This window comes from Bradyrhizobium sp. HKCCYLR20261 (assembly GCF_051168435.1).
In the GTDB taxonomy this organism is placed as follows: domain Bacteria; phylum Pseudomonadota; class Alphaproteobacteria; order Rhizobiales; family Xanthobacteraceae; genus Bradyrhizobium.
The window spans coordinates 261,411-281,478 of record NZ_JBNPUZ010000003.1 but is presented as its reverse complement, the minus strand read 5'-3'; the positions used below and the strand labels follow the sequence as shown (position 1 = coordinate 281,478).

The window sequence follows — 20,068 nt, the reverse complement described above, 5'->3', positions numbered from 1 at the left end:
GGCGGCGCCGCTCATCCTTAGATCCCATCGCGGCCGTTACGGCCGCAGACAAGGAGTTGACGATGGCGACCGTGCAGACACTTCGCGAAGCCTTTACCTTCGACGACGTGCTCTTGAAGCCGGGCCTCTCCGATGTGCTTCCCTCCGAGGTCGACATCCGCTCGCGCGTGACGCGCGAGATCCCGCTGAACATTCCGATCATGGCGTCCGCGATGGATACCGTCACCGAGGCGCGCATGGCCATCGCGATGGCGCAGGCCGGCGGTGTCGGGGTGATCCACCGTAATTTCGATCCCGAAGGCCAGGCCGCCCAGGTCCGCCAGGTCAAGAAGTTCGAATCCGGCATGGTGGTGAACCCGCTGACCATCTCCCCGGACGCGACGCTCGCCGATGCGCTGGCGCTGATGAAGGATTACGGCTTCTCCGGCATTCCCGTCGTGACCGGCGGGTCCAAGGGCATCCCCGGCAAGCTGGTCGGCATCCTCACCAACCGCGACGTCCGCTTCGCCACCGATCCGCGGCAGAAGATCTCGGAGCTGATGACGCATGAGAACCTCGTCACCGTGCGCGAGGGCGTCGGCCAGGACGAGGCCAAGAAGATCCTGCACAAGCACCGCATCGAGAAGCTGCTCGTGGTCGACGATCAGTACCGCTGCGTCGGCCTGATCACTGTCAAGGACATGGAGAAGGCGGTCGCGCATCCGCTCGCCTGCAAGGACGCGCAGGGGCGCTTGCGCGTCGCCGCCGCGACCACCGTGGGCGAGGGCGGCTTCGAGCGCACCGAGAAGCTGATCGAGGCCGGCGTCGACCTCGTCGTGGTCGACACCGCGCATGGCCATTCCTCGCGCGTGCTGGAGGCGGTCAACCGCATCAAGCGCATCTCCAACGCGGTGCAGGTGATCGCCGGCAACATCGCCACCCGCGACGGCGCCCAGGCGCTGATCGATGCCGGCGCTGACGCCGTCAAGGTCGGCATCGGCCCGGGCTCGATCTGCACCACCCGCATCGTCGCCGGCGTCGGCGTGCCGCAGCTCACCGCGATCATGGATGCGGTGGAAGCGGCCAAGAAGGCCGACGTGCCGGTCATCGCCGACGGCGGCATCAAGTTCTCCGGCGACCTCGCCAAGGCGCTCGCCGCCGGCGCCGACGTCGCCATGGTCGGCTCGCTGCTGGCCGGCACCGACGAGACGCCCGGCGAAGTGTTCCTGTGGCAGGGCCGCTCCTACAAGGCCTATCGCGGCATGGGCTCGGTCGGCGCGATGGCGCGCGGCTCGGCCGACCGCTACTTCCAGCAGGACATCAAGGACACCTTGAAGCTCGTGCCGGAGGGCATCGAGGGCCAGGTGCCGTACAAGGGCCCGGTCGGGAACGTCATGCACCAGCTCGCCGGCGGCCTGCGCGCCGCCATGGGCTATGTCGGCGCCAAGGACCTCGCCGAGTTCCACAGCAAGGCCGAATTCGTCCGCATCACCGGCGCCGGCCTGCGCGAAAGCCACGTCCACGACGTGACCATCACGCGCGAGAGCCCGAACTATCCGGGCGGGGCGTAAGCCACGTGGAACGTCATTCCGGGGCAGCGCGACGCGCAACGCGCGGCGTGCTGAACCCGGAAGCCCGATATTGTCTTGCACCACCACTTGCGCACCTCACCTCTGGATTCCGGGTTCGCGCTGACGCGCGCCCCGGAATGACGGAGGAGAGAGCATCGCCCCGTCCGCATCCATAAGAACATCAGGAGGAAACACCATGTCCCAAGCCAAGCGCATCGTGCTCGCCGCGCGTCCCGTCGGCGAGCCCAAGCCCAGCGATTTCCGCCTCGAGGATTACGCCGTGCCGACGCCCGGCGCGGGCGAGGTGCTGCTGCGCACGATCTGGCTGTCGCTCGATCCCTATATGCGCGGGCGCATGAGCGACGGGCCGTCCTATGCCCAGCCGGTGCCGGTCGGCGGCGTGATGGAGGCGGGGACCGTGTGCGAGGTGGCGGCCTCCAACAATCCCGGCTTCAAGCCCGGCGACATCGTGCTGGCCCGCGCCGGCTGGCAGACGCACGCGATCTCCGACGGCCGCGGTCTCGCCAAGGTCGACCCGAGCCTCGCGCCGATCTCGACCGCCGTGGGCGTGCTTGGCATGCCCGGCATGACCGCCTACACGGGCCTCCTGGACATCGGCCAGCCCAAGGCGGGTGAGACCGTCGTCGTTGCCGCCGCCTCCGGCGCGGTCGGCTCGGCCGTGGGCCAGATCGCCAAGATCAAGGGCGCCCGCGCCATCGGCATCGCCGGCGGCAAGGACAAATGCGACTACGTGAAAAAGGAATTCGGCTTCGACGACTGCCTCGACCATCGCGACCCCGATCTCGCCGCCAAGCTGAAAGAGGCGTGCCCCAAGGGCATCGACGTCTATTTCGAGAATGTCGGCGGCCCGGTGTTCGAGGCGGTGTTCCCGCTGTTCAACGCCTTTGCCCGCATGCCCGTCTGCGGCCTGATCGCGCATTACAACGACACCCAGTCGGCCTCGCCGAAATGGGCCGGCGCGCTGATGCGCAACGTGCTGACCAAGCGGCTGCTGATCCGCGGCTTCATCGTCTCCGACTTCGCCTCCCGCCACGGCGACTTCCTCAAGGACATGTCGGCCTGGGTCCGCGACGGCAAGGTCAAGTACAAGGAGCACGTCACCGAGGGCCTGGAGAACGCGCCGGAGGCGTTCATGGGCCTGCTCAAGGGCGCCAATTTCGGCAAGCAGCTGGTGCGGGTCGGGGCGGACAAGGCCTAAAGGCCAAAGCCTGAGCCACACTTGATGTGAAAGTTCAGCGCGACCGTAAAATCACGGGAACCACGAGGGCTTATCGGGAGTCCTGAGGGAACCGGTTCATCCAGGAGGGCCCGGCACCACGCCGGGCCTTCGCTTTTCCTCAAGGGGGATTTTCGATGTCGCTGCCCATGGTGCTGCTGCCCGTCTTCGTCGAGGTCGCGCTGACGTTTGCGCTCTTGTTCTGGAATAAGAGGCGCGGCCAAGCCACGGACGCCGCCGACGAATTCGGCCTGCCGACCCTGTTCTATGCCCTGATCGCGATTGCGCTGCCGCTGCGCCATGCCGATCTGGTGATCGTGCTGCTGTCCTGGGTGTTCGTGGTCACCCGCTTCGTCAACGCCGGCTTTGTCAGCGGGGCAGACAAGCGCGGGCTCGCCTGGACCGCCTCGGCGCTGGTGCTGCTGGCGATGTGGCTGTATTTCGCCCTGAAGATGCTTCTCCTGATCTGAACGGAATACCGTAATGACCCCCGCCGCCCGGCTGTCCGCCGCCATCGACATCATCGAGTCCATCGAGGCCCAGCGGGCGCCGGCGACCAAGGCGCTGAAGGATTGGGGCACCAGCCACCGCTTCGCCGGCTCCGGCGACCGCGCCGCCATCGCCGGGCTGGTCTGGGACGTGCTCCGCCGCCGCGCCTCCAGCGCTTACGTGATGGAGGACGACACCGCGCGGGCGCGGGTGCTCGGCATGCTCAAGCTCGAGCGCGGGCTGGACGTGCCGACCATCGCCGCGATGTGCGACGGCAGCCGCTTCGCGCCGCCGCCTCTCACCGCCGCCGAGGAGAAGGCGCTGGCCTCGCGCACCACCGAGGGCGCGCCGCCGCCGGTCGCCGGCGACTATCCCGACTGGCTCGACCCGTATCTTGCAGCCGTGTTCGGCGACGACCGCGTGGCTGAGGCCATGGCGATGGCCAACCGGGCGCCACTCGATCTGCGCGTCAACACGCTGAAAGCCAAGCGCGAGAAGGTGCAGGCCTCGCTGAAGCATCTCGGCGCCCAGCCGACGCCGTGGTCGCCGCTCGGCCTGCGCATCACGCTTTCAGCCGACGCGCGCAATCCCGGCGTTCATGCCGAGGAGGATTTCATCAAGGGCGCCATCGAGGTCCAGGACGAGGGCTCGCAGCTCGCAGCACTCTTCACTGCGGCCAAGCCCGGCGAGCAGGTCATCGACCTCTGCGCCGGCGCCGGCGGCAAGACCTTGGCGCTCGCGGCAATGATGGGCGGCAAGGGCCGCCTGATCGCCACCGACGCCGACAAGCGCCAGCTCGCCCCCATCCACGAGCGGCTGTCGCGCGCCGGCGTCCACAACGCCGAGATCCGCACGCCGAAGGGCGACGCCGACCCGCTCGCCGACATCAAGGCCTCCGCTGATCTGATCGTCATCGACGCCCCCTGCACGGGCACCGGCACCTGGCGCCGCAACCCCGACGCCAAATGGCGCATGCGCCCCGGCGCGCTGGAGATCCGCCTGAAGGACCAGGCCGAGGTGCTGGAGCGGGCCGCAGGCCTGGTCAAGCCGGGCGGCCGCATCGCCTACATCACTTGCTCGGTGCTGCAGCCGGAAAACGGTGACCAGGTGCGGGCGTTCGTGGCGGGCCATCCGGAATTCGCGGTTCAGCCCCCCGACCAGACCGCCACCGTCCTCTGGGACAAGGCCGAGGCGTTCGCCGAGGCCGCGTTGCAGACCCCGGAAGGCTGGCTCATGACCCCCCGCCGCACGGGCACGGACGGGTTTTTCGTGTCGGTGCTGAAGAAGGCCTAAGCCCATCCGCCGTCCGCCGGTCCCTCCGCGGTCAAGCTCTCTCCGCCGTCATTGCGAGCGAAGCGAAGCAATCCAGGGGCTCGGGTGGGATTCTGGATTGCTTCGCTTCGCTCGCAATGACGGGGAGGGCGACCGTGCCCCCACCGCGGCGCCGCTGAATCTGATCCGCGTCTGAGCCGAGCGGGCGCCCCACGCACACTGCGCTCCCTCCCCCCTTGTGGGGGAGGGTGGGGAGGGGGGGGGTACCCAGGAAAGACTGCCGCCGGGGACCCCCACCCCCAACCCCTCCCCGCCTAGCGAAGCTTCGCTTCGCGCGGGGGCAGGGGAGCCTACTGCGCCCGGCGCAATGGCGTTGCCGCCCGCTGCCAAGGACGTCGTCATTCCCTGGGAATCACGGCCTCACACGCCCCCTCCAAGGGTTGCGGGACTCGTGCTCTCGGCGTAATTCCTTGCCATGACAGCCCCAGCCAACAACACCCCGACCGCCGCCGCCACCGACACCTCCGTGGCCGCGCTCCACGACAAGATCCTGATCGTCGATTTCGGCAGCCAGGTCACGCAGCTGATCGCGCGCCGGGTGCGCGAGGACGGCGTGTATTGCGAGATCGTGCCGTTCCAGAAGGCGGAGGCCGCCTTCCGGCAGATGAACCCGAAGGCCGTGATCCTCTCCGGCGGCCCCGAATCCGTCCACGAAGAGGGCTCGCCGCGCGCCCCGCAACTGATCTTCGATTCAGGCGTCCCGGTGATGGGCATCTGCTACGGCCAGATGACGATGGCCGCCCAGCTCGGCGGCACCGTCGAGGGCGGCCACCACCGCGAGTTCGGCCGCGCCGATGTCGAGGTGAAGACCTCGAGCCTTCTGTTCGACGGCGTCTGGCAGCCGGGCGAGCAGCACCAGGTGTGGATGAGCCATGGCGACCGCATCACGCAGATGCCGCCGGGTTTCTCGGTCGCCGGCGTCTCGCCGAACGCGCCCTTCGCCGTGATCCAGGACGAGACCCGCAAGTACTACGGCCTGATGTTCCACCCCGAAGTGGTGCACACGCCCGACGGCGCAAAACTGATCCGCAACTTCGTCCGCAACATCGCCGGCCTCGGCGGCGACTGGACCATGCACGCCTTCCGCGAGGAGGAGATCAAGAAGATCCGCGCGCAGGTCGGCAAAGGCAAGGTGATCTGCGGCCTTTCCGGCGGCGTCGATTCCGCCGTCGCTGCGGTGCTGATCCATGAGGCGATCGGCGACCAGCTCACCTGCGTGTTCGTCGATCACGGCCTGCTCCGCCTGAACGAGGCCGAGACCGTCGTCGATCTCTTCCGCCACCACTACAACATCCCGCTGGTGCATGTGGACGCCTCACAACTCTTCCTCGGCGAGCTCGCCGGCGTCACCGACCCCGAACAGAAGCGCAAGACCATCGGAAAGCTGTTCATCGACGTGTTCGAGGCCGAGGCCAAGAAGATCGGCGGCGCCGATTTCCTGGCGCAGGGCACGCTTTATCCCGACGTGATCGAGAGCGTCTCCTTCACCGGCGGCCCCTCGGTGACGATCAAGTCGCACCACAATGTCGGCGGCCTCCCGGCGCGCATGAACATGAAGCTGGTCGAGCCGTTGCGCGAGCTGTTCAAGGACGAGGTCCGCGTGCTCGGCCGCGAGCTCGGCCTGCCCGACGTGTTCGTCGGCCGCCACCCGTTCCCGGGCCCGGGCCTCGCCATCCGCTGCCCCGGCGAGATCACCGTCGACAAGCTCGACATCCTGCGCAAGGCCGACGCCATCTACATCGACGAGATCCGCAAAGCCGGCCTCTACGACACCATCTGGCAGGCTTTTGCGGTGCTGCTCCCCGTCAAGACCGTCGGCGTCATGGGCGACGGCCGCACCTACGACTACGTCGTCGGCCTGCGCGCCGTCACGTCGACGGATGGGATGACGGCGGATTTCTATCCGTTCGACATGAAGTTCCTGGGCAACACCGCGACGCGCATCATCAACGAGGTGAAGGGCGTGAACCGGGTGGTGTACGACGTGACGAGCAAGCCGCCGGGGACGATTGAGTGGGAGTGACAGTAGTCGCGCTGTAACGATCTAGGTTCTTGGTTATTGCGACGTGCAGCTTGCTACCATGCATGGATACAGGTCCTTGCAAAAAAGAATACTGGTCGTTGTAGTGCAGCTGGCGCGGTGTCGCGCTCGCCTCCTCACACGCTCGCCTCGTCAGAGGCCTTCGGTTGTCCCCTCCTTAGGAGATGCGGTTGCTTGGTGTTCTGCAAAGATCTCTCGTCGCCGCGCGTCTGAGGCGATAGCAATATCAGTTATTAGTCCCGGCAGTGCGGCGTGATTGTCGGTTGAGTCATAGACGATATAGATGAGCTTTCTAAGTCGCTTGTTGATCTCGATAATATTCTCGGGAATAGGCCCGCCTGCAAAAATATAGTGAGGTCTCGCCTTTGGATATCGTAGCGAGTACATCTCCATTAGTGACATTATTGCTGGATCATCCATCGAAAAGCCAACGAAGAGAAATGTGTAGTTTAGAAGCAAATTCTCAAGAAAGCTTGAGTAGTATGAGTTTCCAAATGCCAGTCGAATGTATTCGGATCTTGAGAGTACGCGCGATGATGGGTCGTCGACCGTCCCGTGAATTTTCACTATGTATTTTCGATTGTGATCTTTCAGTGCCCGGAAGACGTCGTCCTCTACCTTATTGATTACTGTGGGGTAGTGTGTATCTCGGATATCCATTTTTTCGAAAGCGACCTCAAGAAGTTTATCAAAATTTGTCGTTAGAATTATTCTCTGGCTAAGCGCGATTAGCGATGCGTGCAAAGCGGATGGCGTGGCCTTTTGTCCGAAATGCTCGGTGATCTTGCTCTCCCAGCCGTCTGCCAGGGCGCTCTGAAGAATTTCGCCAGCTAATAGATAGTCCTTAGCCTGAATCAGCGCTCGAACTTGGCTTGCTATTGGCTCAGGTACATCATTGCAGAGCGCTGCAAGAAATGTGTTCCAGTCAGCTATTTTGCCGCCAGTTGATGTTTTGGCGCTAGCAGATACTCCTGCGCCGAGGAATAGCACCGCTTTCTCGCGAGCTAGGTCGTCCAGCAAATCGGCGTTAAACACGGCTTTTTGCCTAAGAGAGCGTTAGGTTGCGAATAAATTTGACCGCAATATCCCGATAGATCTCCCTGGCTTCCTTGCGTGATTGTACAAAGCGGCCGGCGCCGCGCACTGAGATCATTGGAGTGTGCTGACTTTGGGATTTCGGAGCAATGCTACCCATATGTTTCACGGTTCCGAGGTCCGGCTCGATCGAATCGGCATCGAAGAAAGCGCCGAGGCTGTCTGCAATCTGCTGAGGAAAGGCCGCGCTGATATCTTGATAGGCTTGGACGATTCGCCGCTTGCGGCCTTCATCTAATTCTTCGCTGCGCTCAATTGCGTCTTCAACGTTTCGTTCCCGATGTTGCTGGGTAACGTAGCCAAGAAAACGCAGCGCCTTACTCTGGTAGCTATGAGGAATTTCAGCCGGGTCCTCAGCGAGGCTGATCCCGGTTCGAAGTTCCTTCTGCCATGTGGTCACCGCAGTGCCAATGTTCTTGATTGCCCACGATGAGAAGATGTCGATAGACATTGGAACTACGAAGTAATCCATCGCCAGCAGAATTGATCGGTTGATCGCTCCTAGCGAGGGCCCCATGTCAAAAAAAACTAAATCGTAGCCGAGGTCTTTCGCTTTCCCGACCAAGTCGGAGAACACGAAAGTTGTGCGAATTCCTCGCATTCCGCCGCCCTTGGCGTCGCGCCAATCGTTGGCCAGCAAATCTTCCTGAATAGCCAATCGAGGGTCACCGACGATGATGTCGAACCCAAAATTTTCGGACTTTCGCACAGGTAAAGAGGTGCTGTATCCTTTTCCGAGAGACAGTGGCCTGATCACACTGAATACACTTTGTGGGTCGGGGCTCTCGTAGATTTCAAGAGATTCCTCCCCGCCAAGAACATATTGAGTGAGATTGCACTGGGGATCGGCGTCGACTACTAACACCCGTGCGCCAAAGTTTAGAGCGAACTCTGCGCCTAGGTTGGCGACCAGTGTTGTCTTGCCAACGCCTCCCTTGTTGTTGAAAAAGCAGGTAGCCTGTGCGCCGCGGCCACGCAGCGAATCGAGGTCTGCCTTGTGGGTAGGGTCGAGCGGGATGCCGGCGCTTATCGGCCGTTTTCTTTTGGCTTTCAGACGCGGGTTGTTCGAGGTGGCTCTTGTTGTAGAAATACTCGAGGATGCGCGGCCAGTTGATCGCTTTCTCTTTAGTTTTGCCACAGGCCGTTCCCCCTTGGAATCAAGATATTCATACTGCTTTACCAGTCTGTGCCAAGACGTTTTTGTGATCTGCAACGAGTTATGGCCAATCCAACCCAACCGCGCCCGGTGCTGGACCTTGGGGATCATCTGGTGCATTCAAAGGCACCCCTAAGGGGTCAAAATCCGTCGGGCCGGGGACGAACGAGCAGCGTTGGCAGCGGAGGCAAAAAGTGGTAATTTATGCCACCAGATTGGTGGAGCGGTCCCAATGGCATCTGTCGAAAAGCTGAGCATCGCGCTCACCACCGAACAGGTCTCGGCCCTGAAGACGGCGGTTGAGTCCGGCGAATACGCCACAACCAGCGAGATCGTCCGGGAGGCGGTGCGCGACTGGCAGATGAAGCGGGAGTTGCGCCAGGAGGACATTCGGCGTTTGCGGCAGGCCTGGGATGAGGGGATTGCCAGCGGCTCGGCCGGCAAGGTCGATATGAAGCGGCTGCGCAAGCAGGCGCGGGACCGGCTGAAGGGTGCGACGAAAGCATCCGGCCGTGGCGATTGAGCTGATCTGGTCCAATCAGGCGCAAGCCGATCTGATCGACATTTATCTGCTGATCGGTGTCGAGCAGCCGGCCGCTGCTGAACGATATCTCGATCGGATCGAAGCCAAACTCGAGCTTTTGAGATCGCAGCCGCGGATGGGCGTTCGGCGCTCGGATATCAGGCCGTCCATGCGCATGCTGGTCGAGACGCCGTATTTGCTGCTTTATCGGACGGTGCCGGATACGGACGAGGGTCCCATCGACGCGGTCGAGGTCATCCGCGTGATCGACGGTCGCCGCAATCTCCACGGTATTGTTTAAGCCAGCCGCAGCGAACCGCCCGACGGGCAATCCTCGCACACCCAACATGCACCAACTGCCCGTCGTGCCAGTTTGTCGCGCACTTGTCCCTTGTCACGTCGGGCAAATCACCTCCACATTCTCGCGCATCCCGGCTCGCTGAAGAGGGACGTTTCGCGATCGTCATGAAGCGTCGAGCTGGGGAGGCGACGGGCGCGTTGCTCTGCAGCCGGGTGTGAAAGCCCGTGCCGACGAACGGAGCGAGGCGACGGCGAAGTGGTGTGGTCCTGGTCTCCCGACGCTGAGATCAAGCCGGTGGTGATGATGATCTGCTGGTGACGGGGGCAAGACAGCCGGTCCCCGGGGAGAGCGCCTATAAGCCGCAAAACCGTCGCGCAGGGAAGGCCGGATATTGGGCTGAACCTGTGGTTCTGCCGCGTGCTTATCTGCTGCACGCGGACCGCGGGTATCAGCCGATACCCGGTCTTCCCTGCGCCTCTTCTTTCAAGAGGAGAGGTCGATCGATCGCACAACTCGGGCGCATGCGGCCGCGAGGCGGCTCAGCCATGCCTGCTGTATGACACGTGGAGAAAGCTGTCCGTGACGATGCCCCGTGCCGGCGTTGCACGAGAGCGCCGAATGGCGATGACGAGGCCATCTTGCTCCGAGGGAAACGCCGGAAGGCTCCCGCGGCAAGGCGCGACCGTTAGTCGCTAGCGAGAATTGTCGAGCCGGGGGCCAACGCTGATGAGCTCTGGTCGTGTTCGAGGGAAGCTGACGTCATTTCTCGCTCAAGGCCGCGACCGGCTGCCAGGCGGTGTCGCCGGTATCGGCGAGCATGCGCCTGCTGCGCTCCAGCATCACGGTCGCGGGGCCGTCGTGGGGACGGTCCATCAGCACCTGCGCAAATCCGGCCACGGCGCCGGCGAAGTCGCGAACGCGATAGCGCGCCAGAGCGCGCTCATAGGTGACGATCCAGGGCGGACGCAGGCCGGCCGGTGCATCGGCTGCGGGCGCGACCAGCTCATAAGCCGCCAATCCCTGCTCGCGGCCATAGACTCCGATGCGGTCGACCTCGCGGACGATGATCGATCGGCCGACGCTGTTCGCGGTGGATTCTCCCATCAGCGCCGTCGTGCCGTAGGCCTTGTTGGCGCCTTCCAGCCGGCTCGCAACATTCACGGCGTCGCCGATCACGGTGTAGTTCAGCCGCAGCTCGGAGCCGATATTGCCGACCAGCATCCGGCCGGTGTTGATGCCGATCCGGATCCGCAACTGCTGTCCGAGATCGTCGACGAGGCCGGCCTCGGCGATGGCGCGCTGGCAGGCGAGCGCCGCGAGACAGCATCGCAGGGCGTGATCGGACTGCGGCTGTGGCGCGCCCCAGAACGCCATCACGGCGTCGCCGATGAACTTGTCGATAGTGCCGCCATGCGCGACGACGACCTCGGACACCAGGTCGAGATAGCGCGACAGCAGCCCGACGATGCCGTCGCCCATGCGCTCCGACATTCCGGTGAATCCGGCGATGTCGATGAACATCACGGTGAGCTCCTGCAGCGTTCCGCCGGGCTTCGCCTCGACGCCCTGGCGCAGCAGTCCGCGCACCAGATCGGTCGGGATGAACTTGCGAAACGCCGACAGGCCCGACGCCATTTCGGCGATGGCGCCGGACAGGCTGCCGATCTCGCGTAGCCGCGACGGATGGCGGCGCACCGCTTCGAGCGCGAACGCCTCGACGTGGCGCAATTCGCCGACGACGCGCGCGAGCGGGACGGCGATCATGGAGCGCACCAGGATCGCCGAGGCGATGGCCGCGAGCCCGGCGCCCGCCACCAGCATGAGGATCAGCCGGTGCAGGGTGGCCTGCACGGGTCCGAGAAACTCGGCTTCGGGGAGCACCGTCACCAGCCGCCAGCCCGGGAACGGCAGCGGCGTCACCGTGGTCTCATAGGCCTCGGCGGCATCGACGAGACGGCTGCGCCAGGCCTCGTCCATCTTCCGCGCGATGGCCATGCCGACCGCCTGACGTGCCAACGGCAGCAGCGCCGGCGGCTCAGCCTGCGCGGGGTTGATCTCGTCAGCATGCGCGTCGGGCGACGCCACCAGCGCACCGCTGCCGTCGAAGATGAAGGCGGCTCCGGTACGGCCGACCTCCAGCTGAGAAAGGAAGCGCGACAGCCGCGTATACTCGATGATGATCGCCAGTACGCCCTGCCGTTCCTGGTACACGTCGATCGGCCCGGCGAACGCGATTGCCGGACGCTCGCCGGTCGGATGCTCCGCAACCTTGAACCATGTTGGACCATCGGCTGCGATCGCGGCCTTGAACCAGGCCTGGTCCGTAACGCGGAAGCCGGTCGGTACGAAGCGGCGGCTGGCGAATTCGATGTCGCCGGGCACGACATCATACTCATCGATGCGGCGCTCGCCCGCATGATCGGTCAACGAGATCTCCATCATCTCCAGCCGGCGATCCCCGAGCTTGTGCGCGGCAAAGAAAGAGCCGTCGGGCCAGCCGAACGCCGCCCAGGAGATCGTCGGATGCGACTGCAGCTGCGAGAGAAACACGAACTCGCGCTTGTCGGCCTCGCGTGTCTCAAGCACGTTCTGCAGAAACAGGGTGCGGATCGCGGTGTGCGCCGCGTGCGCCTGGTCGACGATCGATGCGACCTCCTTGCGGACGGCGGCGACGATCTGGTCGTTGATGGTCGAGGCCAGCTGGCGGCTGGTCGCGTCGGCCGTCCGCCACCACACCAGGCTGCAGGCGACCGCGGTGAGCAGGATGGCGGCCAGCACCATCGCCGAGACCACCACGCGAATGCTGACGGTAACTCCGTAGGCGGTGGACCGAGCGTTCCGATGCGACGTGTGCGGAGCCATCGTCCATCCTCCATGCCCGGCCGACATGCCTTGATCGCCTTACGTCCCGACGGCTCCGCTCGTTACGTCAGGTCTTTGCACGGTCTGCGCCGAGCAGGCCAATGCGCATTGGCTCACGCGGCCATAGACACAATGCATTGGCGCGCGGCCATCGGCTCCGGACTAATCCGTGCCGGCGCAGCACGATGCGGGCGCATGTCGAGTGTCTCACGGACCTGTGATCGGGACTGCTGCTAACAGCGGTCCGATCGCTCCGAAGGAGACAGTGCAATTCGCCGGTCCGGGCGAAGCAAACCGAGAGGAGACTTGAATGTCCACCAAGACCACCATCACCTCGCTCGCGCTGGCGGGCGCGGTCTCGACCGCACTCGCCACGCTCGCCGCCGCCGGGCCGCTGACGAAGGCTGAGGTCGACGCCGCCGTCGCCGCGAAGAAGGAGAAGTGTTTCGGCGTCGCCTTGAAGGGCCAGAACGACTGCGCCGCCGGCCCGGGCACGACCTGCCAGGGCACCTCCACGACCGACTATCAGGGCAACGCCTGGAAGTTCGTCGCCGGCGGCACCTGCGCCAATATCGAGCTGCCCAACGGCAAGCGCGGATCGCTGAAGCCGATCTGAGCTGGCGACCAACAGGGGCAGGGGAGAACAGCATGACAGATGCGGTCGCGTTGCGGGAATCTATCCCCATGCCCCTGTGCTTCCCTCCGCCGCTCGGGGGTGTGGCAGGGACCTGCTTCAAGCATGAGCATCTCGCCGCCATCCTCGAAGAGCCGCCGCAGCGCGGCTTCTTCGAGGTCCATGCCGAGAACTACATGGGCGCCGGCGGCCCGCCGCATCGTGCGCTGGAGCGTGTTCGCCGCGATCATGCGCTGTCGCTGCACGGTGTCTGCATGTCGATCGGCGGTCCTTCGCCCATCGACCGCGACCATCTCGCCCGGTTTCGCGCGCTCGTCGCGCGCTACCAGCCGACGCTCGTCTCCGAGCACCTGGCATGGTCGACGCATGCCACGAGCTTCTTCAACGACCTGCTGCCGCTGCCCTACACCGCGGCAACGCTGGCGCGGGTCTGCGACCATGTCGACGAAGTCCAGGAGACGATCCGGCGACCGATCCTGCTGGAGAATCCCGCCACCTACGTCACCTTCGCTGACTCCACGATCAGCGAAACCGATTTCCTTCGCAGCGTTTCGCAACGCACCGGCTGCGGCCTGCTGCTCGACGTCAACAATGTCTTCGTGTCCGCGACCAATCACGGCTTTGCGGCGATTGAGTACCTGAATGATTTTCCGCTCGCGATGGTCGGCGAGATCCACCTGGCCGGCCATGCCGAGCAGCGCGACGACGACGGCGATGTGCTGCTGATCGACAGCCATGACGGACCGGTGGCCGACGCCGTCTGGAAGCTGTTCGAGCTCGTGATCGCCCGGAGCGGGCCGCTGCCGACCCTGGTCGAGTGGGACAGCAACATCCCGGAATGGCAGGTGCTCAAGGCCGAGGCGGCCGCAGCGCAGCGCATTCTCGATCGAGCCGCCGAGGGCACGCGCCATGCAGCCTGACGCATCGTTCGACTACGCAGCGGCGTTTGCCGCCGGCCTGCTCGCGCCGGGCGCGGCGGCGCCGGCCGGCGCCACCGGGCCTGGCGGCAGGCCGGCGGGCCGCCGCTATGACGTGTACCGCAACAACGTCACCGTAAGTTTGATCAATGCGCTGGCCGCGATCTATCCGGCGGTGCAGCGGATCACGGGCGAGGCGTTCTTTCGCGAGATGGCGCGCAGTCATCTGCGGCAGACCCCGCCGACATCACCGCTGCTGTTCGCGTATGGCCGCGACTTTCCGCGCTTCATCGAGACATATCCGCATACGGCGGAGCTGCCGTGGCTCGCCGACGTTGCGCGGATCGAGCGCGCCTGGCTGGACGCCTATCATGCCGCCGACGCCGCGCCGCTGGCGCCCGCAGCGCTGTCGATGATCCCGCCGGACCAACTCGCCGACGCCGTCTTCATTCCGCATCCTTCCACGCGGCTCGTCCGCTCGACCTTTGCCGCCGTCACGATCTTTGCCGCGAACAGGACGGCCGAGCCGACAGAGCGCATCGATGCGTCGAGTGCCGAGGACGCTCTCGTCGTCCGTCCGGAATTCGACGTCGAGGTGCGGCGGTTGCCGCCCGGCGGCGCAATCTTCGTCGCCGGCCTGATCGACGGCCGGCCGCTCGGCGAGGCTGCTGCGCACGCTTTCGACGCCGATCCGCGGTTCGACCTCGCCGCCAACATCGCAGGCCTGATCGAGGCCGGCGCCTTCACCTCAGTCACATCGGAACAGTCATGATGACCACAGAGCAGCGGTTTGCAGCCGGTTCCAGCCTTCCGTCACTCGGCGCGCTCGCCGACCGAGCGAAGCAGCTCGTGCAGATGATCGCGCCGCCTTCGGTGGCGCAACTGGTGCTGCGGGTCGCGCTGGCGGTGCCGTTCTGGCGATCGGGAATTCTGAAATGGGACGGTTTCCTCAAGCTGAGCGACACCGCCGTGACCCTGTTCACCGACGAGTTCATGCTGCATCTGCCCGGCGGTCCCTATCATTTTCCGGCGCCAGGCGTGATGGCCTTCATGTCCGGCTGCGGCGAGGTCACGTTTCCGGTGCTGCTCGTGCTCGGTCTGGGGACGCGGTTCGCGGCACTGGGCCTGCTGTTCATGACCGCGATCGTCGAGCTCACCGTGCCCGACGGCTGGCCGCTGCACATCACCTGGGCGGCCATGGCGCTTGCGCTCATGGCCCATGGCGGCGGGCGGGTCTCGCTCGATCATCTCATCTGCGCGTGGCGCAGCCGATCCTGATCGTCGCCGGACCCGAGCAGGGTGGCGTCGCGACGGCGCGCGGTGGAGTCATTACTCCGCCGCGATCGGCATCTCGTCCATCTGCTCGTGCAGGATCACGCCCGAGAGCGCGTCGAACTCGCCGACCCACGGCTTCCGCTGCAGGACGGATCTGGTATCGGCATAGCCGGCGTCCCAGCGCTGCATGATGCCGGAGGGATTGAAGTCGATGTCCTTGGTATGGGTCTCGTGGTCGAGCTGCGGCGCGAGCAGGCGGACCACATGCATCCGCGTCGAACAGCCGTAGCTCACGAGCTCCCGGACAGCCGGATCGTTGCGTTCGCTCTCCGGCAGACGCGCCGCGAGCTGATTGATGACATGGCGGAGGCGATGCGCTTGTTGCTGCCGCGCAATCTGGCTGACGATGCGGCTGGAGTATTGCACGTCCTTGTGCCGGTTCAGCACCTCGGCCATCGTCGTCGGCTCGGCGCCGACCGGATTCCAGAGATGGACGGCGAAGATCAACGAGTTCCGGCGCGGATTGTCGTCGAACACGGCTTCGGTCGGCGTGTTCGAAAGAATGCCACCGTCCCAATACAGTTCGCCGTCGATGCGGATGGCGGGGAATGCCGGCGGCAACGCGCCCGAGGCCATGATGTGCTTCACCGTGAGCTCGCCGTCGCGGCTGTCGAAATAGCGCATCTGGCTGCTGCGGACATGCGCCGCGCCGACGGTCAGGCGAGGCGCGCAGCGATTCAGCAGCTCGACATCGACCAGATCGGTCAATGTCGTCTCCAGCGGGGCCGTCGAATAGAAGCCGGCATTGTCGGCGCCGAGCGGATAGGAGAAGCCGGCATGGGCGAGCGGGTTGGGACGAAAGAAGCCGGGAATGCCGCTGGTGATCGTCGACCAGTAGGACAGGCGTTCGTTGAACCCCGGAAAAGCGGAACGCAGAGTCCAGACAGGATTTTGCTCCATTCGCTTCCAGAATTCACGCAGCCGCGACAGCCGTTTGTCCGGCGCATTGCCGGCGATCAGGCTGGCATTGATGGCGCCGATCGAGGTGCCGATGATCCAGTCCGGCTCGATGCCTGCTTCATGCAGCGCCTGGTAGACGCCGGCCTGATACGAGCCGAGGGCACCGCCGCCCTGCAGAACCAGTACGGTCTGGCTCGGCTCGTCGTTGACCGCGTTTGCAGCGTGTACGGCTTTCATGTGCAGCTCCCTCGCCATGTCTGATTTAGGTTCTGAGGCCATGGGACGTCTCAATGCGCCGTCCATCCGCCGTCGACCGGCAACGCTATTCCCGTGATCGAGGCCGCGGCCGCGCTCGACAGAAACACGGCGACGCTGCCGATTTCATCGACCGTCGCGAAGCGCTTGTTCGGCTGCTGGGCCAGCAGCACGTCGCGGATCACCTGGTCGCGCGAGATGCCGTGGGCCCTGGCCTGTCCGTCGATCTGCGCTTCGACCAGCGGCGTGGAGACATAGCCGGGACAGATCGCATTGCAGGTGATGCCCGCTTCGGCCGTCTCGAGCGCCGTCACCTTGGTCAGGCCGAGGATGCCGTGCTTGGCCGCGACATAGGCGGCCTTGAACGGCGAGCCGACCAGGCCATGGGCCGAGGCGACGTTGATGATCCGTCCGAAGCCGTTCCGGCGCATCGCCGGCAGCGCAAGGCGCGTGGTGTGAAACGCCGACGACAGGTTGATCGCGAGGATCTGATCCCATTTCTGCGGCGGAAACTGTTCGAGCGGCGCGACATGCTGGATGCCGGCATTGTTGACGAGAATGTCCAGCCGGCCGGAGCGAGCGATCGTCGTTTCGATCATCTCGGCGATGGAGTCCGGGCTCGTCATGTCGGCCGCGGAGTAGGTCACTTCGACTCCGCATGCGAACGCGATCTGCTCCCGGGACGTTTCGATCTCCGTCGCATCGCCAAAGCCGTTCAGCACGATGTCGGAGCCGGCCCCGGCCAGCGCGCGTGCGATGCCGAGCCCGATGCCGCTGGTCGAGCCGGTGACCAGCGCCACCCTGCCGGCCAGGGTGCCGGTGGTAACCGGTGACGGCATTTGCGCAGTAACGTTCATGGCCGATCCCTCGTAGATGTCGGGGTATCCGATGTCGCTCACAGTCTGAGGGGCCGGCGGATGAGATGGAAATGCTGCATGGCTTCCGAAACGATAGGCGAGCGCTATTGCGGCCCGGATGCCCTTCAGCCCGGTTTTTGCTATTCAGTCACGAGATACAGGAGCAGGGAGGCGATCGATGGAAATGCACCAGGTCCGCTACTTCCTCGCCGTCGCACGGCTGCTCAACTTCACGCGGGCCGCCGAGGAGTGCAACGTCACGCAGCCGTCGCTGACGCGCGCGATCAAGCAGCTTGAGGCGGAGCTCGGCGGCGATCTGTTCCGGCGCGAACGCCCGTGCGCCCAGCTGACCGAGCTCGGCCAGCGCATGCACCCGCTGCTGCAACAGTGCTATGAGGCCGCGCTCGGCGCCCGGTCGCTGGCGTCCTCGTTCAAGAGCGGCGAGGTCGGGGCGCTGCGGATCGCGCTCACGCATTCGATCGATCTGGCGTTGCTGATCCCGCATCTCGAACAGATCAAGCGGCAGTTCAACCGGCTGGAGTTTCGCTTCCTTCGCGGCGACAGCCGCGAGGTCGCGGACTATCTGAAGAAGGGCGAGGCCGAACTCGGTCTTGCTGCCGAGATCGACGAGAGCTGGGATCGGCTCGATGTCTGGCCGCTGTTCACCGAGCATTTCGAACTCGTCGTTCGGACGGATCATCCTCTCGCCGGCCGCAACCCGGTCGAGATCGATGATTTGCGAGCCGAGCAGCTGTTGAGCCGGACCTATTGCGAGCACCGCAACCGGATTTCCGACAGTCTGCGCGAGCACGGCCTCGACATCGACCGCAGCCATGAGATCAGCTCGGAGCGCGACCTCATCGAGCTCGTCCAGGCCGACATCGGCGTTGCGATGATGCCCCAGACCTCGCAGGTGCCCGATACGCTGAAGCGCACCGCGATCGCCGGTCTCGATGCACGGCGGACCGTGAATCTCTACGGCGTCGCCGGCCGCCAGCGCACGGCCGTGGCCTCGGCCGTGATGCGGATGCTTCGCGGCGCCGACTGGCGCAGCATTGCGGGCTGAGACGAGCGCTCAGCTCGCCCGGCTCAGCGCCGCGACGAGGTCCTCGACGTCCATGCGCCGGCGGAAATCGGGATCGACGAAGCGCGACGCCACCACGCCGTCGCGGCCGACCACGAACACGGCGGGGATCGGGAGCATCCAGCCATCATTGCCGTGAAACCTCGCGAGATCCTGGTGCGACAGCAACTGCTGGATCTCGTGGCCGAGCCAGATCGCGAGGTTCAGCGACAGCGCATAGCCGTTGTCGAGATCGGTCAGCACCGGAAAGCCCGCGCCGCAATCGGACTTGAACCTGACCGTGTACTCCTGGGTCTCCGGCATGATGGCGACCAGCTGCGCGCCCATGGCTTCGATCCGTGGCTGGGCCTCGATCACGGCGCGGACGTTGAGCCGGCAATACGGACACCAATGGCCGCGGAAGAACATCACCGCCACCGGGCCCTGGGCCAGCAGGGATGAGAGCGCCACGAGGCGTCCGTGCTCGTCGGGCAGGATGAAAGGCGGCATCGCTTCGCCGGGCCTCGGCGCATTGGCGCCGCCGCCGTTCTCCCCGAGCCGCTCGACCAGCCGGTCCACGGCGGCGGCATAGGCCGGAAAGATCTCCCGCCCTGCGTCGGCATAGGCGCGCAGCTGTTCGTTCAGAGGGCCATCCATCTCGCGGCAGCGCTCAAACGCGAGTTTGAGCCGTTCGGCATCGGCGGGAGAGAGAGCGGTCATGGTCGGCTCCGGCAAGAGCTGCAGAATAGGGCGGCCGCGCCGTTCCTGAAAGGGCGCCGACGCGCTCCGTGCGGCAAACCACGCTAGCGATCGACTTCGGCGGTCAGAAATGCCGATGTCCAATCAGTTCGATAGCCGCTGCCAATCGCGATCGAAGCTCGGAGCGACGCGTTCGTCCCGATACGGATAGCTCCACGCTATCGTCCCGAAAGACACTCGGCATTTCAGGAAACCTCGGCCCGCGATGACAATGCCATCACTGCCTTCCAGGCACCATCAACCGAGGAGACTCCCGATGTTCCAGCACGTCCCCCTTACGCGCGCATTGTCGCTCGGCCTCGCCGTCTTCGGCGCGGCCGTCCTGATCGCGCAGCCCACGTTGGCCGGCGAATGTCCGGCGGACAAGATGAAGCCGAATGCGCGCACCATGGTCGATGATAAGCCCGTCGGCGTAACCGACGTGACGCTGGGATCGATCGATCTGGAGAAGCAGCCCGCCAAAATCAAGGGCCGCGAACTGCGTTTCCGCAAGCTGACCATTGAGCCCGGCGGTATCGTGCCCTGGCACAGCCATGACGATCGGCCGGCACTCATCTTCGTGCAGCAGGGCGAGATCGTCGAATACGCCTCCAACTGCGTCGATCCGATCGTGCACAAGGCCGGCGACATCCGTCCCGAAGTGCATGGCATTTCGCACTGGTGGAAGAACCTTGGCACGGAGACCGTCATTCTCTATGTCGGCGACGTGCGCCGCGATCCGCACGATCACAACATGTGACGACCAGGATGCAACGCGTTCGT

At 64.9% G+C, this 20,068-nt stretch carries 19 protein-coding genes; 13 read left to right on the top strand and 6 right to left on the bottom strand.

Going from position 1 to position 20,068, the window contains the following annotated elements:
• Positions 1–62: 62 nt before the first annotated feature.
• The 5 genes from guaB to guaA all read left to right on the top strand — a co-directional run bounded on the left by guaB (position 63) and on the right by guaA (position 6,631).
• Positions 63–1,550: an IMP dehydrogenase gene (gene guaB / locus ACQR1L_RS08390; protein ID WP_434857483.1), complete on the top strand. Its 1,488-nt coding sequence runs from the start codon at positions 63–65 to the stop codon at positions 1,548–1,550.
• A 196-nt stretch (positions 1,551–1,746) separates the two neighbouring features.
• Positions 1,747–2,769: an NADP-dependent oxidoreductase gene (locus tag ACQR1L_RS08385; protein WP_434857482.1), complete on the top strand. Its 1,023-nt coding sequence runs from the start codon at positions 1,747–1,749 to the stop codon at positions 2,767–2,769.
• A gap of 155 nt (positions 2,770–2,924) precedes the next feature.
• A complete protein-coding gene (locus ACQR1L_RS08380; RefSeq protein WP_434857481.1) occupies positions 2,925–3,257 on the top strand; it encodes an MAPEG family protein in 333 nt (110 codons plus the stop codon).
• A 13-nt stretch (positions 3,258–3,270) separates the two neighbouring features.
• Complete coding sequence (locus ACQR1L_RS08375) at positions 3,271–4,569, top strand: RsmB/NOP family class I SAM-dependent RNA methyltransferase (RefSeq protein WP_434857480.1); 1,299 nt, start codon at positions 3,271–3,273, stop codon at positions 4,567–4,569.
• Between the two features lie 454 nt (positions 4,570–5,023).
• Positions 5,024–6,631, top strand: a complete 1,608-nt coding sequence (guaA, locus tag ACQR1L_RS08370) for a glutamine-hydrolyzing GMP synthase (RefSeq protein ID WP_434857479.1) — start codon at positions 5,024–5,026, stop codon at positions 6,629–6,631.
• A 150-nt stretch (positions 6,632–6,781) separates the two neighbouring features.
• Here guaA and ACQR1L_RS08365 read toward each other — a convergent pair whose 3' ends face one another.
• A complete protein-coding gene (locus ACQR1L_RS08365; protein ID WP_434857478.1) occupies positions 6,782–7,684 on the bottom strand; it encodes an SIR2 family protein in 903 nt (300 codons plus the stop codon).
• Between the two features lie 10 nt (positions 7,685–7,694).
• The gene (locus tag ACQR1L_RS08360) at positions 7,695–9,020 is read right to left on the bottom strand and encodes a ParA family protein (protein WP_434857477.1); all 1,326 of its coding nucleotides are present in this window, start codon (positions 9,018–9,020) and stop codon (positions 7,695–7,697) included.
• Positions 9,021–9,132: 112 nt separating this feature from the next.
• Between ACQR1L_RS08360 and ACQR1L_RS08355 the strand changes: the two genes are divergently transcribed.
• Both ACQR1L_RS08355 and ACQR1L_RS08350 read left to right on the top strand, forming a co-directional pair.
• Complete coding sequence (locus ACQR1L_RS08355; RefSeq protein ID WP_434857476.1) at positions 9,133–9,423, top strand: ribbon-helix-helix domain-containing protein; 291 nt, start codon at positions 9,133–9,135, stop codon at positions 9,421–9,423.
• A complete protein-coding gene (locus ACQR1L_RS08350; RefSeq protein WP_434857475.1) occupies positions 9,413–9,724 on the top strand; it encodes a type II toxin-antitoxin system RelE/ParE family toxin in 312 nt (103 codons plus the stop codon). The genes ACQR1L_RS08355 and ACQR1L_RS08350 overlap by 11 nt, the downstream gene beginning before the upstream one ends.
• Before the next feature lie 759 nt (positions 9,725–10,483).
• On the opposite strand, the gene ACQR1L_RS08345 is transcribed toward ACQR1L_RS08350, so the two are convergent.
• Positions 10,484–12,505: an adenylate/guanylate cyclase domain-containing protein gene (locus ACQR1L_RS08345; RefSeq protein ID WP_434857804.1), complete on the bottom strand. Its 2,022-nt coding sequence runs from the start codon at positions 12,503–12,505 to the stop codon at positions 10,484–10,486.
• A gap of 391 nt (positions 12,506–12,896) precedes the next feature.
• On the opposite strand from ACQR1L_RS08345, the gene ACQR1L_RS08340 reads away from it, so the two are divergent.
• The 4 genes from ACQR1L_RS08340 to ACQR1L_RS08325 are packed head-to-tail and all read left to right on the top strand — an operon-like array spanning position 12,897 to position 15,415.
• Positions 12,897–13,202, top strand: a complete 306-nt coding sequence (locus ACQR1L_RS08340; RefSeq protein WP_434831343.1) for a BufA1 family periplasmic bufferin-type metallophore — start codon at positions 12,897–12,899, stop codon at positions 13,200–13,202.
• 32 nt (positions 13,203–13,234) lie between these two features.
• A complete protein-coding gene (bufB, locus tag ACQR1L_RS08335) occupies positions 13,235–14,140 on the top strand; it encodes an MNIO family bufferin maturase (RefSeq protein WP_434857474.1) in 906 nt (301 codons plus the stop codon).
• Positions 14,130–14,909 carry an HvfC/BufC N-terminal domain-containing protein gene (locus ACQR1L_RS08330; protein WP_434857473.1) on the top strand — a complete coding sequence of 260 codons (780 nt, stop codon included), beginning with the start codon at positions 14,130–14,132 and terminating at the stop codon, positions 14,907–14,909. The genes bufB and ACQR1L_RS08330 overlap by 11 nt, the downstream gene beginning before the upstream one ends.
• The gene (locus tag ACQR1L_RS08325) at positions 14,909–15,415 is read left to right on the top strand and encodes a DoxX family protein (RefSeq protein WP_434857803.1); all 507 of its coding nucleotides are present in this window, start codon (positions 14,909–14,911) and stop codon (positions 15,413–15,415) included. The genes ACQR1L_RS08330 and ACQR1L_RS08325 overlap by 1 nt, the downstream gene beginning before the upstream one ends.
• A 51-nt stretch (positions 15,416–15,466) precedes the next feature.
• Here ACQR1L_RS08325 and ACQR1L_RS08320 read toward each other — a convergent pair whose 3' ends face one another.
• Both ACQR1L_RS08320 and ACQR1L_RS08315 read right to left on the bottom strand, forming a co-directional pair.
• Complete coding sequence (locus ACQR1L_RS08320; protein WP_434857472.1) at positions 15,467–16,609, bottom strand: patatin-like phospholipase family protein; 1,143 nt, start codon at positions 16,607–16,609, stop codon at positions 15,467–15,469.
• A gap of 50 nt (positions 16,610–16,659) precedes the next feature.
• Positions 16,660–17,484, bottom strand: coding sequence for a 3-hydroxybutyrate dehydrogenase (locus tag ACQR1L_RS08315; RefSeq protein WP_434857471.1), 825 nt, complete (start codon positions 17,482–17,484; stop codon positions 16,660–16,662).
• A gap of 178 nt (positions 17,485–17,662) precedes the next feature.
• Between ACQR1L_RS08315 and ACQR1L_RS08310 the strand changes: the two genes are divergently transcribed.
• Entirely contained in the window at positions 17,663–18,550 is an 888-nt protein-coding gene (locus tag ACQR1L_RS08310) for a LysR family transcriptional regulator (RefSeq protein WP_434857470.1), read from the top strand.
• 9 nt (positions 18,551–18,559) lie between these two features.
• Here ACQR1L_RS08310 and ACQR1L_RS08305 read toward each other — a convergent pair whose 3' ends face one another.
• The gene (locus ACQR1L_RS08305; RefSeq protein WP_434857469.1) at positions 18,560–19,267 is read right to left on the bottom strand and encodes a peroxiredoxin-like family protein; all 708 of its coding nucleotides are present in this window, start codon (positions 19,265–19,267) and stop codon (positions 18,560–18,562) included.
• Between the two features lie 295 nt (positions 19,268–19,562).
• On the opposite strand from ACQR1L_RS08305, the gene ACQR1L_RS08300 reads away from it, so the two are divergent.
• Positions 19,563–20,045 (top strand): cupin domain-containing protein, encoded by a 483-nt coding sequence (locus tag ACQR1L_RS08300; RefSeq protein WP_434857468.1) that lies wholly within the window; start codon positions 19,563–19,565, stop codon positions 20,043–20,045.
• The last annotated feature ends 23 nt before the right edge of the window (positions 20,046–20,068 follow it).

Bases quoted from the DNA above. Each gene is read 5' to 3' on its own strand.
- ACQR1L_RS08325 (WP_434857803.1), top strand. From the start codon at position 14,909: ATGACCACAGAGCAGCGGTTTGCAGCCGGTTCCAGCCTTCCGTCACTC.
- ACQR1L_RS08330 (WP_434857473.1), top strand. From the start codon at position 14,130: ATGCAGCCTGACGCATCGTTCGACTACGCAGCGGCGTTTGCCGCCGGC.
- ACQR1L_RS08375 (WP_434857480.1), top strand. From the start codon at position 3,271: ATGACCCCCGCCGCCCGGCTGTCCGCCGCCATCGACATCATCGAGTCC.
- ACQR1L_RS08360 (WP_434857477.1), bottom strand. From the start codon at position 9,020: ATGCACCAGATGATCCCCAAGGTCCAGCACCGGGCGCGGTTGGGTTGG.
- ACQR1L_RS08300 (WP_434857468.1), top strand. From the start codon at position 19,563: ATGTTCCAGCACGTCCCCCTTACGCGCGCATTGTCGCTCGGCCTCGCC.
- ACQR1L_RS08310 (WP_434857470.1), top strand. From the start codon at position 17,663: ATGGAAATGCACCAGGTCCGCTACTTCCTCGCCGTCGCACGGCTGCTC.
- ACQR1L_RS08305 (WP_434857469.1), bottom strand. From the start codon at position 19,267: ATGACCGCTCTCTCTCCCGCCGATGCCGAACGGCTCAAACTCGCGTTT.
- guaA (WP_434857479.1), top strand. From the start codon at position 5,024: ATGACAGCCCCAGCCAACAACACCCCGACCGCCGCCGCCACCGACACC.
- ACQR1L_RS08340 (WP_434831343.1), top strand. From the start codon at position 12,897: ATGTCCACCAAGACCACCATCACCTCGCTCGCGCTGGCGGGCGCGGTC.
- bufB (WP_434857474.1), top strand. From the start codon at position 13,235: ATGACAGATGCGGTCGCGTTGCGGGAATCTATCCCCATGCCCCTGTGC.
- guaB (WP_434857483.1), top strand. From the start codon at position 63: ATGGCGACCGTGCAGACACTTCGCGAAGCCTTTACCTTCGACGACGTG.
- ACQR1L_RS08355 (WP_434857476.1), top strand. From the start codon at position 9,133: ATGGCATCTGTCGAAAAGCTGAGCATCGCGCTCACCACCGAACAGGTC.
- ACQR1L_RS08345 (WP_434857804.1), bottom strand. From the start codon at position 12,505: ATGGTGCTGGCCGCCATCCTGCTCACCGCGGTCGCCTGCAGCCTGGTG.
- ACQR1L_RS08315 (WP_434857471.1), bottom strand. From the start codon at position 17,484: ATGAACGTTACTGCGCAAATGCCGTCACCGGTTACCACCGGCACCCTG.
- ACQR1L_RS08320 (WP_434857472.1), bottom strand. From the start codon at position 16,609: ATGAAAGCCGTACACGCTGCAAACGCGGTCAACGACGAGCCGAGCCAG.
- ACQR1L_RS08385 (WP_434857482.1), top strand. From the start codon at position 1,747: ATGTCCCAAGCCAAGCGCATCGTGCTCGCCGCGCGTCCCGTCGGCGAG.
- ACQR1L_RS08380 (WP_434857481.1), top strand. From the start codon at position 2,925: ATGTCGCTGCCCATGGTGCTGCTGCCCGTCTTCGTCGAGGTCGCGCTG.